The organism is Pseudomonas sp. SST3 (assembly GCF_003325755.1).
The window spans coordinates 117315-134643 of sequence record NZ_QORI02000006.1 but is presented as its reverse complement, the minus strand read 5'-3'; the positions used below and the strand labels follow the sequence as shown (position 1 = coordinate 134643).

Here is a 17329-nt window from a genome sequence, read left to right as displayed (position 1 = left end):
TTCCCCTCTTGGTGAGCTGTGTTACAGCTTCGATTTGTTGATAACCTGCAGGCTCACTTGCTCGAGCAGGGCGTTCATTTGCACGAATTTCGCGAACCGCTTGTCCTGGGTCTGGCCATGGAAATAGCGGTAGTAGATCTGCTGCACGATGGCCGCTAGGCGGAACAGGCCGTAGGTGTAGTAGTAGTCGAAGCTGTCGATGCGAATGCCGGCACGCTCGGCGTAGTAATCAACGAACTGCTGACGCGTCAGCATGCCGGGTGCGTTGCTGGGCTGCTTGCGGATCAGCTGCATGGGCGGCGGATCGGTCGCTTCGATCCAATAGGCAAGCGTATTGCCGAGATCCATCAGCGGATCGCCAAGGGTAGTCATCTCCCAATCCAGGACACCGATGATCTCCATAGGGTTGTCCGGACTGAGGATAACGTTATCGAAACGGTAGTCGTTATGGACGATGCCGGGCTTGTAATGGTCCGCCGGCATCTTGTCCCGCAGCCAGGCTTTTACTGTCTCCCAACCGGGTGCGTCGGACGTGATGGCGCGCTCGTAACGATCGATCCAGCCGGTGATCTGACGCTGCACATAGCCTTCGGGTTTGCCCAGATCACCCAGGCCGCAGGCGTTGTAGTCTACATTGTGCAGGTCGACGAACTTGTCGATGAAGCTCTCGCACAGCGCGGTGGTCTGCTCTGGAGTAAATCCGAGCTCGGCAGGCATGTCTTCACGCAAGATGATGCCCTTGACACGCTCCATGACGTAGAACTCGGCACCGATGAGCGTCTCGTCAGTGCAATGCGCATAGGCCCTCGGGCAGTATGGAAAACCCGCGTTGAGCTGATTGAGGATCCGGTATTCCCGGCCCATATCGTGAGCGGACTTTGCTTTATGACCGAACGGCGGGCGACGGAGCACCAACTCACGGTTCGGATATCCCAGCAGGTACGTCAGGTTGGACGCGCCCCCGGGAAACTGCGAGATGGTCGGCGTGCCTTCCAGTCCAGGAATGTGAGCCTTGAGGTACTGGTCGATGACGTCGGTAGGCAATTCTTCGCCTTCGCGTATACGGCTGGTCTGATCAGTTAGCGCCATGCTTGTCCCTTTCTTGTAATCAATGCCTCGATGAACTGGTCTGAGCAGCAGCTTTATCGGCTACGATGCCAACTGACTGTCCGGCGCCGTAAATCTAATGTGGCACCCATGCATCACCAAGCAAAGTCGGTCTTTATTGGTCGGGGTGTTGCTGGGTAATCAAGGGGCGTTATGGTTCGAAGATCATCAAACGTGCATAAAAAAACCGAAGTCGAAAGACTTCGGTTTTCGTTGTATCTCGGCAGGTCAGGCCGGGAACAGCTCGCTCAGCTTCAGCGCGAGCATCATGTCGCCCTCGGCGCGCAGCTTTCCTGCCATGAACGCCTGCATGCCGTCGGTTTCGCCGCTGATAACGCCCTGCATGGTTTCGCTGTCCATGATCAACGTTACGTTGGCATCGGCTGACTCGCCTTTATGGAAGTCACAGGTACCGTCTTTTACGACCAGATAATAGTCTTCCGCATCGGTGATGTTGAACTGGAAAACCAGATCCAGGCCGGCCGCAGCACTGGGGTTGAACTTGGCCTTCATGCCCTGGATGGTTTCGTCGACGTTGCTCATCGGATATGTCCCTTTGTTGTCGTGGAAAAACGCGCAGCTTTTAGCCGCAGTTGATTGGAGCTTATCGATAGGTGATGAGCTCGGGATTTTTCAGCAGTTCCAGATGTACATGACTATTGAACGAAGCCAGCGCCAGGTCTCGGTCACGAAACTTCAGCCGGCTGAGCGAGGTATTGACTATCTGCCAATTCAGTTCGAACGCCTTGATGGGTGGCACACCGATGATCAATTGAAGCAGTGCCGTGATCGTCCCGCCAGACGTGAAAACGGCGATATGGTCTTTTCTGTCTGCCTGATCGAGCAATCGATGCAACCCGGCCTGGACTCGGTCGACAAAACTGGCCCAGCTTTCCAAGCCTTCCTTCTCATGCTCGCCGGATACCCACCGGTTGATGATGTATGTGAACAGGCGCTGAAACTCGGCTCGATGGTTGGCTGCGTTGCTGAATATCTGCATGGCCCGGGGCTCAACGGCTAGCAGATCATCGATATGCGCACGTATCACTTCATCAGCGCGAAATTCATTGAAGGCCGAATCTATCTCTATGGCGGACAATTGGCTTTGCTGGGGGAGGGCCATCCGCTCGAGGGTTGCCCTGGCCGTGTCCCGTTGCCGGTTCAGCTCACCACTTACACAGCGGTCAAAGCGAACGCCCAGCTGTTTCAGATAATCGCCCAGGGCAGCTGATTGCTGAAAGCCAAGCGGAGAGAGGACATCGTAGTTTTCGGCGCCAAACGATGCCTGACCATGCCTGATCAGGTAGATACTGCCCATGCTCAACTCCGGGACCCTGTTTTTCGCGAGGGTAGGGGGATCGTCTTAGAGTGTCAACGATAAATCATACGTTTGTTTGAATTGGGTTCTGCTGGCTCAGACGACCGTGAAATCGGTATGCTTGGCCGGTTTACGCCAAGTCGGGTTTCTGCTGGCGACCCTAGGTAACCGAGGAGGATCTGTGGAATTTCTTGCTGACTATGCAAGCTTTCTGGCGAAGACCGTTACGCTGGTAGCCGCCGTTCTGGTGGTATTGATCGCGCTCGCCTCGCTACGGCGCGGCCGAACCAAACAGGCGTGTGGTCACTTGGAAGTCCACAAGCTCAATGACTTCTATAAAGCGATGCGTGAGCGTCTCGAGCAGTCCCTGATCGACAAGGAACAACTAAAGCTGCAGCGCAAGCGTGAAGCCAAGGCTGCCAAGCTGGCGAAGAAAAGCCCGGAAAATCGTCCGCGGGTTTTCGTGCTCGATTTCGATGGGGATATCAAGGCATCTGCGGTTGAGAACCTTCGTCACGAAGTTACCGCACTGCTGACCCTGGCCACGCCACAGGACGAGGTTGTTTTGCGGCTGGAAAGCGGCGGGGGCATGGTCCACGGTTATGGGCTCGCTGCGTCACAGCTGGTTCGCATCCGCGATGCAGGCGTGCCGCTGACGGTTTGCGTCGACAAGGTTGCGGCAAGTGGCGGCTATATGATGGCCTGTATCGGGCAAAAGATCCTCAGCGCTCCTTTCGCGATCCTCGGCTCCATCGGGGTCGTTGCGCAACTGCCCAATGTTCATCGACTGCTGAAGAAGCATGACGTTGATGTCGAGGTGCTGACTGCCGGGGAATACAAGCGCACCCTGACCATCTTTGGTGAGAACACCGAAAAGGGCCGCGAGAAATTTCAGGACGATCTGGAAACCACTCACGAGCTATTCAAGAATTTCGTCGCCCGCTATCGCCAACAGTTGTCCATCGATGATGTCGCTACCGGTGAGGTCTGGCTAGGGATTGCGGCACTTGGCAAGCAGCTCGTCGATGAGCTGAAAACCAGCGACGAGTACCTGGCCGCGCGGGCCCGTGAAGCGGACCTATTCCAGCTGCATTACGCCGAGAAAAAAAGCCTTCCCGAACGCTTCGGCATGGCGGTCAGCGCCACTCTGGAGCATGGCGTACTGAAAGGTTGGACGCGACTTAACGAACAACGATTCTGGCAATAAGGGGCAAGTGATGAGTACGTTCAGGGCGCTACAAGCTAACGAGGATGCGAACGGCCGTTTCGAAACACGCATTATCGAGCGAGACACCAGCGAACTGCCGGCAGGAGAAGTGCTGATTCGCGTCAGCTATTCATCTTTGAACTACAAAGACGCTCTGTCGGCCAGCGGTAATCGCGGCGTGACCCGCAACTTCCCGCACACGCCAGGCATCGATGCAGCTGGCACAGTTGTCGAGTCAAGCGTCTCGGAGTTTTCCGAAGGCGATGAGATTATCACTACCGGCTACGACCTTGGGATGAACACCGCGGGCGGTTTCGGCCAGTTCATTAGGGTACCTGCGGCATGGGTGATCAAGCGTCCAGCCGGGCTCTCCCTGCGTGAAGCTATGGCCCTTGGTACAGCGGGCCTTACCGCTGCGCTTTGTGTGGACAAGCTTGAGCAGGCCGGTCTCGAGCCGGTCGATGCTCCGGTGCTCGTGACCGGCGCTACCGGTGGCGTCGGCAGCATTGCGGTCGCCTTGATGTCGCGTCTTGGTTACAACGTGACCGCTGTGACCGGGAAGGCAGATCAGGCCGATTTCCTTACCAAGCTAGGGGCCAAACAGGTCATCGAGCGCAGTGCGCTTCAGGCAGGCACCGAGAAACCGTTGCTCAAGGAGCAATGGGCGGGGGCAATCGATACCGTCGGCGGCGACATTCTGTTTAATGTCGTCAAGTCGTTGCAGCGTGGCGCCAGCGTCTCCTGTTGCGGCCTGACCGCCGGAACGGGTTTCCAGGCTAGCGTGCTCCCGTTCATTCTGCGTGGCGTGAATCTGCTTGGAGTCGACTCGGTGGAAATTCCGTTGGTTGTGAAGGCCTCAATGTGGGACAAGCTGTCTTTGCAGTGGAAGTTATCGAACCTTGAGGACTTGGTGCAGGAAATTTCGCTGGAGCAATTGCCTGTGGCTATCGAGCGAATCCTGGCCGGCCAGCAGACCGGAAGGATGCTGGTCCGGCTCGATTGAACGGCTGGTTTGTTCAGGCGCGATTATCGTTGTGCTTGCTATTGAAGGCATAGCCAAAACCGATTTCGCTGTGATGAGCGATTGAGAGAAGCTAACGCTACTTCAACGCAGCAGGAATCGGTCATGAAAGCACTGGCAGAAAAAATCAAGGAAGCCTTCGGCAAGAAGCAGTCGACCGAAGGTGCGAACATTGAGCATCCGAACTTCTGGATGTACCAGTGAATGAAAAACCCGCCGAAAGGCGGGTTTTTTTGTTTCGACAACCGCCGAATCAGCCTTGTCGCCGGCGGAACAGCGGTAGCGGCTCGTCAACGGCAGCTTGGTAGGTGACGGAGAAATCCTTTAAGCTTTCCAGTGCTTCATACGGGTCGCGGTCGGGGCGCACCGCAAAGGCGTCAAAACCGCAGCGACGCATGTAGAACAGCTGATCGCGCAGTACGTCGCCGATGGCGCGTATCTCGCCTTTGTAGCCGTAACGCTCGCGCAGCAGGCGTGCACTGGAGTAATGCCGACCGTCCGTGAAGGCCGGGAAGTTCAGGGCGATGACCTGAAAGTACTCCAGGTCGTCAGCGATCTCTTCCACGGCTTCGTCGGAATCCAGCCAGATCCCCAGCCCGCCATCGCGAGCCTTCAGTGCATGGGCATGATCAAGCCACAGCTGATACGGAACGATCAAATCGTCGCAGTTCGACAAACCGTCAAGGGTTACGTCCTTGGGCAGCAGATGCCAGGTCTCGTCGATGACCTGACCATCCTTAATGATTCGCTGCATAGACGCGCTCCTTGAAGGGGTCGATTCCGATACGGCGGAAAGTGTCGAGAAACTGTTCATCTTCTGTACGTTGCTCCACATAGACGCCGATGACCTTTTCGATAACGTCGGGCATTACGTCCTGAGCGAAGGACGGCCCGAGAATCTGGCCAAGGCTGGCGTTGCGGCCGGAGCTGCCTCCGAGCGAAACCTGATAGAACTCGGCGCCTTTCTTGTCCACGCCGAGAATGCCGATGTGACCCACGTGGTGGTGTCCGCACGCATTCATGCAGCCGGAGATGTTCAGGTCGATATCGCCGATGTCGAACAGATAATCCATATCATCGAAGCGGCGCTGAATGGCTTCGGCAATAGGAATCGACTTGGCGTTGGCCAGGGAACAGAAGTCACCGCCAGGGCAGCAGATGATATCGGTCAGCAGGCCGATGTTCGGTGTCGCAACACCGAGCTCGCGCAGCTCGTTCCACAGTTCGAACAGATGCGATTGCTCGACGTCCGCGAGGATCATGTTCTGCTCGTGGGAGTTGCGCACTTCACCGAAACTGTAGCGATCGGCCAGGTCAGCGATGGTATCGAGCTGCTTGTCGGTTACATCGCCGGGTGCCACGCCGGTACTCTTCAGGGACAATGTGACGGCTGCATACCCGGGCTTCTTGTGTGCCACCACGTTACGCTGGCGCCAACGGGCGAAGCCGGGGTGCTCGGAATCGAGTCGAGCCAGGACAGCGCTCTGGTCTTCCAGGGTCTTGTAAGTCGGGTCGATGAAGAACTTGCTGATGCGCTCGACTTCAGCGTCGGTCAGGGTGTTCGGACCATCCTTCAGATAGGACCACTCGGCCTCGACGCGCTCGGCAAACACTTCAGGCGTGAGCGCCTTCACCAGGATTTTGATCCGGGCCTTGAACTTGTTGTCGCGACGGCCGTAGCGGTTATAAACGCGCAGGATGGCGTCGAGATAGGTCAGCAGGTGCTGCCAGGGCAGAAATTCATTGATGAAGCTGCCGACAATCGGCGTACGGCCGAGGCCGCCACCCACCGACACGCGGAAACCCAGCTCGCCGGCATCGTTCTTCACCGCTTCGAGGCCAATATCGTGCACCTCGATAGCGGCGCGATCGCTCACCGCACCGTTTACCGCAATCTTGAACTTGCGCGGCAGGAAGGCAAATTCCGGATGGAACGTCGACCACTGCCGAATAATTTCGCACCAGGGGCGCGGATCAACCAATTCGTCTTTGGCCACACCGGCGAACTGATCTGTGGTGGTGTTGCGAATGCAGTTGCCGCTGGTCTGGATGGCATGCATCTGCACGGTGGCCAGCTCGGCGAGAATGTCAGGTACATCCTCCAGCTCGGGCCAGTTGAGCTGGACGTTGGTCCGGGTACTGATATGAGCATAGCCCTTATCGTACTTGCGAGTGATATCCGCCAGCTTGCGAATCTGGGTAGACGACAACAGCCCATAGGGCACGGCAATGCGTAGCATCGGCGCGTAGCGCTGAATATACAGGCCGTTCTGCAGGCGAAGAGGCAGCAGTTCCGCGTCAGTCAGTTCGCCCGCTAGGTAGCGGCGAATCTGATCACGGAACTGACGCACGCGATCCTCGATGATGTGTTGGTCATACTGGTCGTATACGTACATAAATGTCCTGTTTTTCAGGCTGTCTACAGCTTTTTGCGCGCACGGCCGCGCACCCGTTGAGGGAGGCCGGCAAGATACCAGTTAGCGTTTATGCGTAAAAGTGATGTTTGGGAATATGTTTAGAACGAAACGCCTCTTTTTAGGCATTTAACCCCCTGCGCTTGAGCGCCTCGCTTGGGTGGTCTTAACTGCAACCAACGCGAGCCTCAACAACAAGGAGAACAGCCGTGTCCGAGCACTTCAATCATCGCAGTAACGACAGTAGGGCAGACGCTGCCGCGATATTCGTCCTGATACTTTTGGCGGTTGCGACGGCGGTTTTCTGGGTCAGCCATCAATAGAAGCTTGGGTGGGGCTATCACAGCCCCACGAGGTACAACACCAGCTTGACCACGCCAAGAATCACCAGCACGAACACCACGGTGAAACCCACCCCCAGCAGGATGAAGTGGCTGGGCTTGCCGTGACTGAAGTCACGTGCCCGGTTCTTGCCGCTCTGCACACCGAGTGCGCCGGCCAGTACGCTTTGCAACATCTGCCGCAACGTGAGTGGTTTGGGTTGTTTATTGTCGTTCATGGCTGCCCCCGTATGCCTGGATGCCCTGAAGTCTAGCCACCATCGAGTGCGCCGTCGCATCGAAGCTCGTTGGTGCAACGCGGCAAGGGTTCGTCGCTTGATCTTGTCGGGTGCGCCGCGTAAGGTTCGCGCCGTCAGCCGCTAGACGGCTGCCTTCATGGAGTATGCGGTGCCCGGGTCTAGGTCCGGGTTAAATGGGAAATCAGTGCCAAGCTGATGCTGCCCCCGCAACGGTAGAGTCGAATTCTGCGACCGAGCCCGATACCAGCCCGTACTCCCCAGGAATTGTCGCGGTGGGCGACATCCTCAGAATGCCTTGCGCCTGTCACGGGCTGTGCGGCCGTTCTGCCGCCCGCGCGTCCCGAGACGGAGTGGGCATGTCTATCGTTTTTCGCTGGGTCGGTTTAGCGCTTTCGGTGCTGCTCGCCCAGCCCGCCTTGGCTGGCCAGATCAACGCAATCATCTCGCAATACAGCGCGGCGGAATTCGCCTCGGCTGTGGCCTTGTTTAAAGAGCGCCACCCGGACGAAATCATCGATGCGCGCACCCCGGACCAGCTGAGCGAGATGAACGATGCCAGCGTAGCCGAATGGCTGCACGGCGGTGCCACGCTGCTTGCGGTCGGCGTTTTCGGACCCGAGGTGGAGCGCTTGCGTCCGTTGATCGAGGCGCACCGCTCCGGCGATCGCTACATCATGCACAGCGACCAGGAGCTGGTTGCGATGAGCCGTATCGGCGGCAAGACGGTCTTCCGTGACCGTGAACAGGCAATACATCTCGGTGCGGAAAAGCCGGGCGAGGACCTGGTCGGCTGGGTCCGCGAGCTTGGCGATGCCAACCCTGATCAGGCCGGGTGGATCGAGGCGCGCAGTTACTGGATCGGCGGCGGGAGTGAAAATATTGCGCGTCTGCTCGGCTGGCTGGTCAGGCGGGACGATCCCTCTGCACAGATCCTGCCTCCCGAGTCACGCCCGGCGCTGCGCTTCTATCAGGATGGTCGGGTCGCCGAGCCTGATGAGCTCGTCTGGCGCGGCGAGCGCTTGGTTGCAATCATCGATCACGGCCGTGCCGATCGCCGGGGCGACGCCGATCTAAACAATGCGCTGTGTCAGACGCTGCAACAGCGAGACATGGCCTGCGTCAGCCTTTTCGCCGGCTGGGGCGACGGCACCTTGCAAGCGCTGCGCTGGCTGGAAAATGAGGAGCATCCGCCATTGGCCGCTGTGGTCGTGCTGCAGGACTTCGTGCTTGGCGGCGGCGAGGGGCGTGAGCAGGCAACCGAAATGCTCGGACGTCTCGATGTGCCAGTGCTAAAGGCCCTGCGCCTGGATGACCGTGACGAGAGCTCCTGGCAGCTTTCTACTGATGGACTCGGGCGCGACAAGGTTCACTACCAATTGGCCATGCCGGAGCTGCAGGGCAGCAGCCAGCCGATGGTGCTGGCTGCATGGGAGTCGGCGCAGATTGATCCGAATTCTGGCATCCGTTTTGGTTTCAGCCAGCCCTTGCCGTCCCGAATCGAGTCGATCGCCGCGCGGATCCATCGCTGGCAGCGGTTGCAGCGCAAGGCCAACAGAAACAAGCGTGTCGCCATCATCTATTACAACCATCCTCCGGGGCGTCACAACATCGGTGCCGACAATCTGGACGTACCGCAATCCCTTTTCGCCATCCTGCAGCGCCTCAAGGCCGAGGGCTATGAAACGGGCGAGTTGCCGGTATCCTCCGAGGCACTGCTGAGCATGCTGCAAGAGCATGGCGTGAACCTGCCCGAGCAAGGGGATGCGCTGGCCGACATGGCCGAGAAGGTGCCCGGGCTCGACCGCAGTGATTACCTGCGTTGGTTTCGTGCGCTGCCACCAGCCTTGCAGGGAGAAATGGAGCATGGCCCGCTGGGCTACTGGAACGTGCAGATGCGTCGGGCGCTACAGTCATCTCATCTGGATATCGCCAGGCAAACCTTGCGCGATGGATCGAGCAAGCTGCATCACGTGCTCGATGGCGTCGAGCATCCGGCGCGGGCCCGCGCGCTGGATTTGCTCGAACAGCTGGAACGCTTCTACGAGCGAGCACTGGAGCAGCCCGGGCTGGCCGCCTGGGGTGAAGCGGACGAGCTGATTTGGGCGCTGTCGGCTACGGGAATAGAAGGGTTACGTGGTTGGGGCGAAGCGCCGGGGCAGGTCATGGTACAAGGTGAGCGAATGATTTTTCCCGGTCTGCGCCTGGGCAATATTTTTCTCGGTCCGCAGCCGCCGCGAGGCTGGGAAGTCGACGAGGAATTGCTCCACGCCAACCTGGTCTTCCCGCCGCCGCACCAGTACCTGGGCTTCTATCACTGGCTGCGGGATGACTTCGGTGCCGATGCGCTGGTGCACCTTGGACGCCACTCCACCTACGAGTTTCTGCCGCGACGACGTGCCGGGCTGAGCGCCGAGGATTATCCGATGCAGATTGTCGGCGATCTGCCGAGCATCTATCCCTACATCGTCGATGGCGTGGGTGAGGGCATCCAGGCCAAGCGCCGGGGGCTCGCCGTGATGATCGATCACCTCACGCCGCCGCTGGTAGCGACGCCGCTCTACGACGATCTGCTCAAACTGCGTCAGCTGATCGAGAGTTTCGAGGCGGGAACTGGCAGCACCGAAGGACCCGCTCGGCGCGCCACCATCGCAGAGATCAAACGCCTGGTGAGCCAGTCCGGCTTGGAACCCGAGCTGCGCGATTCCATGGCCGGGCCGCTTGCCGCGCGCGGCATCGATTTCGAGCAGGTTGACGATGATCTGCTGGTGCACGAGGTCGGCCATTACCTGACCAATATTCAGGAGCGATTCATGCCGCTCGGGCTGCACGTGTTCGGCAAGCCATGGACCGACGAGGCGGTCGACACCTTGATGGCGTCGATGGGCACCGGGCAAGCCCAGTATCGCCAGGCATTGGTCGATTCCCCAGCAGCGGAAATGCAGGCACTGATCCATGCCCTCGATGGGGGCTTCGTTGCGCCGGGCAAGGGTAACGACCCGATCCGCACGCCGGAGGCGTTGCCCACGGGGCGCAACTTCCATGCGCTGGACAGCAGTCTGTTGCCGAGTCGCATCGGTTGGGGGATCGGGCAGGAACTGGCCGACCGCGCCCGTGAGCGAGCCATGCCGGGGGGCGGCCGTGAAGCGGTCATTCTGTGGGCGTCCGACACGGTACGAGACGAAGGCGCCATGGTTGCGTTCGGTCTCGATCTGCTCGGCGTCGAGCCGGTCTGGAACAGTCGCGGGATCGTCGAAGGGATCAGACGGGTACCGCTTGAGGAGGGCCGCGAACGCCGCGATCTGATGTTCACCACCTCTGGCCTGTTTCGGGACCTATATGCCGATCAGCTCGCGCTGCTCGAACGCGGTGTGTTGCTAGCGCTGGACGGCGCCAGCAACACCATCCGCCGGGATTTTCCCGCCCTGCGCATCGCCCTGGATGCTGCCTTGCAGCCAATCGGTGCGCTGGCGACTGGTGGTAATGAGCCGCTTTCACAGAACCGGATCGCCGCCAACTGGGTAAAGGACGCGGCGCGCCGACTGGACGGCGGCGCCGATGCCGAGCAGGCCGGGAGCCTGTCGGCACTGCGCCTGTTTGGGGCGACGCCGGGGGCCTATGGTGCTGGCATCAACACGCTGGTCGAACGCTCCGGCAGTTGGCAGGATCGTGGTGAGCTGGCGCGCAGCTACGTCAACCGGATGGGTCATGCCTATGGCCTGCAGCACAACGGCGAGCCGGTCCAGGCGGTGTTCGAGGATGGCTTGAAGCAGGTCACCCGCACTTATCTCGGCCGGTCCAGCAATCTCTACGGGCTGATGGACAACAATGATGCGTTCGATTACCTCGGCGGCCTGAGCCTGGCCGTCGAGCATCTGGCTGGCCAGGCCCCCGAGAACTTCGTCAGCTGGCACAACGATCCAGCCAAGGTGCGCCTGGAGCCGTTGCAGCAAGCCTTGTTGGCGGAGCTCCGCGGGCGCTTCCTCAATCCGGCCTGGATCAAGGCGCTGATGCAGCACGACTATGCTGGCGCACGCACCATGGGCAGCGAATTCCTTGAGTACCTCTGGGGCTGGCAAGTCACCAATCCGGACATCATCCAGGGCAGAGCCTGGGAGGAGGTCAAGGCGGTGTACCTCGACGATCGGTACGAACTGGGGATCGATTCGTTTCTCGAGCAGGGCGCTAACGTGCATGTGAAAACCAACATGCTGGCGATCATGCTGGTGGCCATCCACAAGGGCTTCTGGCAGGCCGATGAGCAGACCCGGCGGGAACTGGGTGATGCCTTCGCCACGCTGGTGTCCGCGAACGGACTGCCTGGCAGCGGCCATACCCGACCCGATCATCCAATGATCGAGTGGCTGTTGCCACAGCTGACCCCGGATGTCCGGGATGCTTTGCAGGCGCGCCTGCATGCGGCCAGCCGCGAGCCACAACCGAGCGCGAAGGCACCCAGCAGCATCAGCGAGATCCAGCCCGAGGCCGCCGAGCGGCCGGTCGAACAGTCCGAGGCGCAAGGTGAGGGCGATGCCAGCGCCAGCCAGTACCTGTGGCTGGCCGCGCTGATGGTGCTATTGCTACTGAGCCTCGGCATCTGGCGCGGTCGCGGAGCGCCGTCCAGGGGAGGCGTGTGAGTATGCTTGATGATCGGTTGTTCAGCTGGTTGCACCTCCTGGTTGGTTGGCTCCTGCAGCCAGTGACATGGGCGCTGTTCGGGCTCCTGGCCGCGGTGATCTGCGACGCGGGCGTCGCAGCCGGAGAGCGGTTTGGCGGGCTACGGCGCTGGCGCATGCTGGCGGTGGGAGAAATTGAGCGGCGGGCACGGCGGCGACTTGACCGTGCCGATCTGGTCGCACGCGTCGGGCCGATGCTCGGCCTGATGGGCACGCTGATCCCTCTCGGCCCAGGCTTGGCGGCGCTCGGCGATGGCAACGTGCAGATACTCAGTGTCGCGATGCGGGTGGCCTTCGACACCACCGTGCTCGGGTTGCTGATCGGGATGGGCGGCTTTGCGCTCGGTCGCTTGCGGCGGCGCTGGTATGACGAGCTGCTGGATGAGGTCGAAGCGGCAGAGGAGCGCGACAGTGAGTCGACGGTGGCGCTCTAGCCGCTTTGCTGCAGGCGATGACGACCCGCTGGGACCCTTGGCCAATATGGTCGATGTGGTGCTGGTATTCGCCTGTGGCCTGATCGCCGCCCTGGTGGCCCAGACCGACCTGCTCGAACAGCTCAAAGCCGCCAGACAACCCGTTGCCGTTGAGCGCGGGCGCGAACTGCCGCGCCTGCCGGGCAGTGTCGAGGGTGACTCCGGCAAAGGGCTGGAAAGCGTCGGACAGGTCTATCGTGATCCCGCCACCGGCAAACTCATCCTGATCGGCGAATGACGGCGGTCGCTGCGTGGTTCAGTGTCAGCCCTTGAACCAGTCCCACAGGCCGAGCGAATGGTTCGGCAGTAGATTGATACCAAGTGCTGACTTGAGCAGGTACAGCGCCACCATTCCCAGCAGAACGGAGAAGAGCAGGAACATCGTGATCGCGCTGGCCTTCGCCGCTAGCGATAGGTTGCGTTGTCCGCGAGACAAGTTGCGCTTGTTGCGACCTCCGACCAGCACGAAATAGTACTGGTTGCTCCATAGGCTGAAGGTGCCACGCCAATCGACTTTGTGCCGCCCCCATGAACGCGTGGCAAAAGCGCTGCGAAGCCCCGCCAGCTGCTCGTCGGTGAAGCTTTCTCGAAGCTCTTCGGGCAGGCGCTGCATCAGGCCAATGATGAATGGGTCGTGCTTGAGCGCGGCGGCATTATCGGTGGCCGAAGAGCGGACGGGAGTATCGGAGGAGCCAGGTTCGGAAGGGAGCATAGCGTCAGGTTGCCGTCGGTCCAGTGAATAGAAGGAAATCTTATGCAACTAGCCGGCCGTAACGGGGCTCGCCTGGCCGATTGTTTCCAACTCGCGCGTCAGTTCGCTGAAGGCCGGGCGTTGCGCTGGGTCGTCGAGCATACATTGGCGTTGGATCTTGCAAAGCCGTGCGAGATCCGGTTCGTCATCGGTCAAATCGCAGCGCTCCAGCAGTTCTTCAAGCAAGCAGCCGAACGCGCGGGCTTCGAGTCGCTGGAGCGCCTGGCCTTGCTCGCTTTGCGGGGGATAGAAGGAGGCGGCGCCGAAGTCACTTAGCAAGGCTCTGCCGGCGGGATCGACCAATAAGTTGTGAGCATATAGGTCACCGTGAAGAATGCCGTGTTGGTGTAGATGGCTAACCGCCGAGGCCACGCCCGTCGCGATGCGTAGCACTTGCCCGACGGAAAAGCGGCGCTCCTGCTCGTAACAGTCACGCGTGCAGCTGGCGAAGGATGGCGGCCCCGCGAGCACCTGATACGAGGGATCGATGAGCTCCATCAGCAAGCCGGATGGCTCCTCGGCGCGTTCCTCCAGCGGGCCGGCGATACCGATCAGGTTGCGATGCTCACCTGCCGCGATGCAGGCGGCCATCTCGCTATGCGGGAGGCCATCGCTGGTCAGGGTGCCTTTGAATAGCTTGGCCGCCATGGTCCGTGGCGCCTGGCCGGCGCGCTGCCAGTTGGCGCTATGGATGATGCCCGAGGCTCCCTGGCCGAGCATCTCACCCAGGGCAATCTGGCTGCGGTCGATCGGTGGTTGGGGATGCTGCGCCAAGGCATCTGCCTCGATTGCGTCGCTGAAGGGATTGCCGGCAAAGGCCAGCCACGTCAGCCGAGGCATCGCCAACAGCCAGTCGGGCAGGGCAGGCAGACGATTGGCGGCGATGCGCAGCAGTTCCAGGCGGCTACAGTGAGACAGGGTTTCGGGCAGCGTTTGCAGCTGATTGCCGGCCAGCATCAGTTTCTGCAGCCGGGTGCAGCGCCCAATCTCGTCAGGTACCGATTCGAGCCGGTTGTCGGTAAGAATCAACCAGCGTAGCGCAGGCGGCAGCGCCTCGGCTGGGAGACGGCGGATACGGTTGGCTTTGAGTCCGATCATTTCCAGCTCGGGGCATTTGCCGAGCCCTACCGGCACTTCGGTGAATAGGTTGTTCGAGCAGAAAAGAATGCGCAGCTTATGCAGTCGCCGCAGATCGGAGGGCAGGTGGCTGAGCCGGTTGCCGGAGAGATCGAGTACTTCCAGGCTATCGGCCAGGTCGAAGATTTCGCTTGGGAAGGTCTCCAGCTGTTCCGATAATTTCAGGCGCGTGACGCCGGCTAGTTCGCCGCGTTTGAGCTGTGCCAATGTGTTCATGCTGTTCTCAAGCGAGCCTGAGTCAGGCTGCGATGGTGGCCGGTTGTGCGCGGGGAGGGGACTGATGCCCGCCCAGACTTCGAGCGGGCAATGCGCTACGACACTAAAGGCGGCTTGGAGGTTCAGTCGCCCGCTCTGGCAGGGGACTTTCCGCCGGCCGCCCGCGCGCACGGATGACTCGTTCGGCACGCGCGCGCAGCTGTCCACAGCCGCCATCAATATCCTGCCCGGCCGAATTGCGCACCTTGGTCAGCACGCCGTTCTGGTGCAGGTAACGCATGATCTGGTGGATGCGGTCGGCGGCAGGGCGTTGGAATTCGTCATCGTTGAGGCTGTTGTAGGGAATCACGTTCATGATCGCGAATTTGCCTTTGAGCAGGCGGATGATGCCGTCCATCTCGTCCTGGCTGTCATTGATGCCTTTGAGTAGCGTCCACTGATATTGAATCGGATAGTCGACCAGGCGTGCATAGGCCTCGCCCAGCTCGACCAGTTCGGCAGGGTCGTACGCGGGCGCCCGCGGAAGCAGCTCGCGACGCAGCGCGGCATCGGTACTGTGCAGCGATAGCGCCAGCGCGGGTCGCACCTTCTGCTGAGGCAAACGCTCGAACACGCGCGGGTCGCCAACGGTGGAGAACACCAGATTCTTGTGGCCGATGCCGCCATCGGTCGCCAGCAGATTGATGGCTTCGAGCACGTTATCGAGGTTATGCGCCGGCTCACCCATGCCCATGAACACCACCTTCTTCACCGGGCGGAAGCGCCTCGCGAGGGCAACCTGGGCGACGATCTCGGCGCTGCCAAGCTGACGCAACAGGCCGCTCTTACCGGTCATGCAGAACACGCATCCGACCGCGCAACCAATCTGACTCGAAACGCACAGGCCGTCCCGAGGCAAGAGCACGCTTTCAGCCATCTGCCCGTCCGCCAGCGCCACCAGCAAGCGGGCGGAGCCATCGCCGCCGGGGTGTTCGGACTGCAGCTGGACCAGCTTTTCAATAACTTCGCCGACCGCGGGCAGGCCGTTACGCACCGATATGGGCAGGAAATCTTCTGTTTTCTGATGCCGGGTCCCGGCATCCAGCGCCTGGCCTTGGAGCCAGGCACGCGTGATCCGGCCAATATGGACGGGCTTGGCGCCGATCTCGGCGAGCAACTGATGAATGTCTTGAATGCGCATAGGGCGCGCATTCTAGCCAAACGCCAAGACCCGGTCTGTAGCGAAGTGGAGCCAGCAGCTATGGCTACTGTCCTGCCGAGCTCATTGCTTGAAGCGACGACTACCCAGCACGAGCCCGAATAGAAGCAGGGCGAGCAGGCCAAAGGCGAGGGTCAGGGAACCATAGTGAGCAATCACTCCAATTACCGCCGGGCCGGCTAGAACGCCAGCGAAACCGATGGTGGTTGCCGCCGTAATGGCCTGATGTACCGGCATGCCCTGATGCCGGCTGAGGGAGGAGATCAACACTGGCGAGACATTGGCGCAGCCAAGACCGCACAAGCCATAGCCGAGAAGGGCGAGTGCCCAATGGTCGGTGACGATGCTCAAGCCGATGCCGATCCCGGCCAACAGCCCGCCGAAGCCGATCACGCGCGCTGTGCCCAGGCTGTTTACTACCGGCGCCCCGGCGAAACGACCAATGGTGACCATCAGGGCGAAGCTTGCATAACCCAGTCCGCCCTTGGCGGTTTCCAGTGCCTTGTACTCAGTGAGGTAGAGGGCGCTCCAATCAAGCACCGCACCTTCGGCCAGGTAGACCACGAAACACAGGGCACCAACCAGCAACACCATGCGAGTGGGGCGAATGAAGGCGACTCCGCCAGCTGGCGCCTTGTCCCGTAGAAACCCGGACGCCACGGCGAAGTTCGCCAGTGCGATCACGGCGATCATGAGCAAAGTGCCGGTCGCCGGCGCAAGGCCAGCGGTCAGTGCGCCAGTGAGTGCCAGCGCGCCGCAGATCGAGCCCAGGCTGAACATTCCATGGAAATTAGACATGTGTCGTTTGCCAGTGTCGCGCTCGATCAGCACGCCCTGGATATTGAGCGCCACGTCGATAACGCCGAGGCTGCCACCGAAGCAGAACAGCGCCAGAGCGAGAATCCAGATCGACTCGGTAAGCGCCATTCCGAGCAGGGCGAAAAGCAACAGCACGATGCTAGAGAGCACAACCGGGCGAATGCCGCAGCGGGTAACCAGCAGTCCGGACAGCGGCATCCAAGTCAACGAGCCGATGCCAATGCATAGCAGCAGCGTGCCGAACAGCGCGTCGCTCATCTCGATGCGCTCGCGCACATACGGGACCAGCGGCGCCCACACAGAAAGGCCGAATCCCGCCATGAAAAAACCGACGCGGGTGGCGCGGCGGGCAACGGGCGATGCGGCATCAACGGAAAGGGGCACCGCAGACATGCAGGAGGATCCTTGATCAGCA

Annotated in this window: 15 protein-coding genes and 1 riboswitch; of the genes, 5 read left to right on the top strand and 10 right to left on the bottom strand. The window is 60.5% G+C overall.

The annotated features are described in order from the left end of the window. Nucleotides 1-21: 21 nt before the first annotated feature. From DQ405_RS08160 to DQ405_RS08150, 3 genes are all read right to left on the bottom strand, one after another. Nucleotides 22-1089 (bottom strand): phosphotransferase family protein, encoded by a 1068-nt coding sequence (locus DQ405_RS08160; RefSeq protein ID WP_168423735.1) that lies wholly within the window; start codon nucleotides 1087-1089, stop codon nucleotides 22-24. Nucleotides 1090-1335: 246 nt separating this feature from the next. Continuing rightward, nucleotides 1336-1650: an SCP2 sterol-binding domain-containing protein gene (locus DQ405_RS08155; RefSeq protein ID WP_168423734.1), complete on the bottom strand. Its 315-nt coding sequence runs from the start codon at nucleotides 1648-1650 to the stop codon at nucleotides 1336-1338. 61 nt (nucleotides 1651-1711) lie between these two features. After that, nucleotides 1712-2425, bottom strand: coding sequence for a histidine phosphatase family protein (locus DQ405_RS08150; RefSeq protein ID WP_168423733.1), 714 nt, complete (start codon nucleotides 2423-2425; stop codon nucleotides 1712-1714). A gap of 181 nt (nucleotides 2426-2606) precedes the next feature. Here DQ405_RS08150 and sohB point away from each other — a divergent pair, with 181 nt between their 5' ends. Then, nucleotides 2607-3632: a protease SohB gene (gene sohB / locus DQ405_RS08145; RefSeq protein ID WP_168423732.1), complete on the top strand. Its 1026-nt coding sequence runs from the start codon at nucleotides 2607-2609 to the stop codon at nucleotides 3630-3632. A 10-nt stretch (nucleotides 3633-3642) separates the two neighbouring features. Next, on the top strand, nucleotides 3643-4635 hold the full coding sequence (locus DQ405_RS08140; RefSeq protein WP_168423731.1) for a YhdH/YhfP family quinone oxidoreductase: 993 nt from the start codon (nucleotides 3643-3645) through the stop codon (nucleotides 4633-4635). A 271-nt stretch (nucleotides 4636-4906) separates the two neighbouring features. Here DQ405_RS08140 and DQ405_RS08135 read toward each other — a convergent pair whose 3' ends face one another. From DQ405_RS08135 to DQ405_RS08125, 3 genes are all read right to left on the bottom strand, one after another. Then, nucleotides 4907-5407 (bottom strand): DUF934 domain-containing protein, encoded by a 501-nt coding sequence (locus tag DQ405_RS08135; protein WP_168423730.1) that lies wholly within the window; start codon nucleotides 5405-5407, stop codon nucleotides 4907-4909. Further along, on the bottom strand, nucleotides 5391-7049 hold the full coding sequence (locus tag DQ405_RS08130; protein WP_168423729.1) for a nitrite/sulfite reductase: 1659 nt from the start codon (nucleotides 7047-7049) through the stop codon (nucleotides 5391-5393). The genes DQ405_RS08135 and DQ405_RS08130 overlap by 17 nt, the downstream gene beginning before the upstream one ends. 358 nt (nucleotides 7050-7407) lie before the next feature. Next, entirely contained in the window at nucleotides 7408-7626 is a 219-nt protein-coding gene (locus DQ405_RS08125) for a DUF2970 domain-containing protein (protein ID WP_168423728.1), read from the bottom strand. Nucleotides 7627-7776: 150 nt separating this feature from the next. Further along, nucleotides 7777-7912: riboswitch (cobalamin riboswitch) on the top strand. 91 nt (nucleotides 7913-8003) lie between these two features. Here DQ405_RS08125 and DQ405_RS08120 point away from each other — a divergent pair. Genes DQ405_RS08120 through DQ405_RS08110 form a run of 3 tightly spaced genes read left to right on the top strand, consistent with a single transcriptional unit; the run spans nucleotide 8004 to nucleotide 13031 of the window. Next, a complete protein-coding gene (locus tag DQ405_RS08120; RefSeq protein ID WP_168423727.1) occupies nucleotides 8004-12281 on the top strand; it encodes a cobaltochelatase subunit CobN in 4278 nt (1425 codons plus the stop codon). A 2-nt stretch (nucleotides 12282-12283) separates the two neighbouring features. Next, nucleotides 12284-12754: a MotA/TolQ/ExbB proton channel family protein gene (locus DQ405_RS08115; RefSeq protein ID WP_168423826.1), complete on the top strand. Its 471-nt coding sequence runs from the start codon at nucleotides 12284-12286 to the stop codon at nucleotides 12752-12754. Next, nucleotides 12732-13031 (top strand): DUF2149 domain-containing protein, encoded by a 300-nt coding sequence (locus DQ405_RS08110; RefSeq protein ID WP_342030402.1) that lies wholly within the window; start codon nucleotides 12732-12734, stop codon nucleotides 13029-13031. Before DQ405_RS08115 ends, DQ405_RS08110 begins: the two co-directional genes overlap by 23 nt. A gap of 24 nt (nucleotides 13032-13055) precedes the next feature. Here DQ405_RS08110 and DQ405_RS08105 read toward each other — a convergent pair whose 3' ends face one another. The 4 genes from DQ405_RS08105 to DQ405_RS08090 all read right to left on the bottom strand — a co-directional run bounded on the left by DQ405_RS08105 (nucleotide 13056) and on the right by DQ405_RS08090 (nucleotide 17307). Then, nucleotides 13056-13406 (bottom strand): 3-phosphoshikimate 1-carboxyvinyltransferase, encoded by a 351-nt coding sequence (locus DQ405_RS08105; RefSeq protein ID WP_241729883.1) that lies wholly within the window; start codon nucleotides 13404-13406, stop codon nucleotides 13056-13058. 147 nt (nucleotides 13407-13553) lie between these two features. Beyond that, nucleotides 13554-14897: a leucine-rich repeat-containing protein kinase family protein gene (locus DQ405_RS08100; RefSeq protein ID WP_168423724.1), complete on the bottom strand. Its 1344-nt coding sequence runs from the start codon at nucleotides 14895-14897 to the stop codon at nucleotides 13554-13556. 103 nt (nucleotides 14898-15000) lie between these two features. After that, entirely contained in the window at nucleotides 15001-16077 is a 1077-nt protein-coding gene (locus DQ405_RS08095; protein ID WP_168423723.1) for an RNA methyltransferase, read from the bottom strand. Nucleotides 16078-16158: 81 nt separating this feature from the next. Continuing rightward, complete coding sequence (locus tag DQ405_RS08090; protein ID WP_168423722.1) at nucleotides 16159-17307, bottom strand: MFS transporter; 1149 nt, start codon at nucleotides 17305-17307, stop codon at nucleotides 16159-16161. Between the last annotated feature and the right edge of the window lie 22 nt (nucleotides 17308-17329).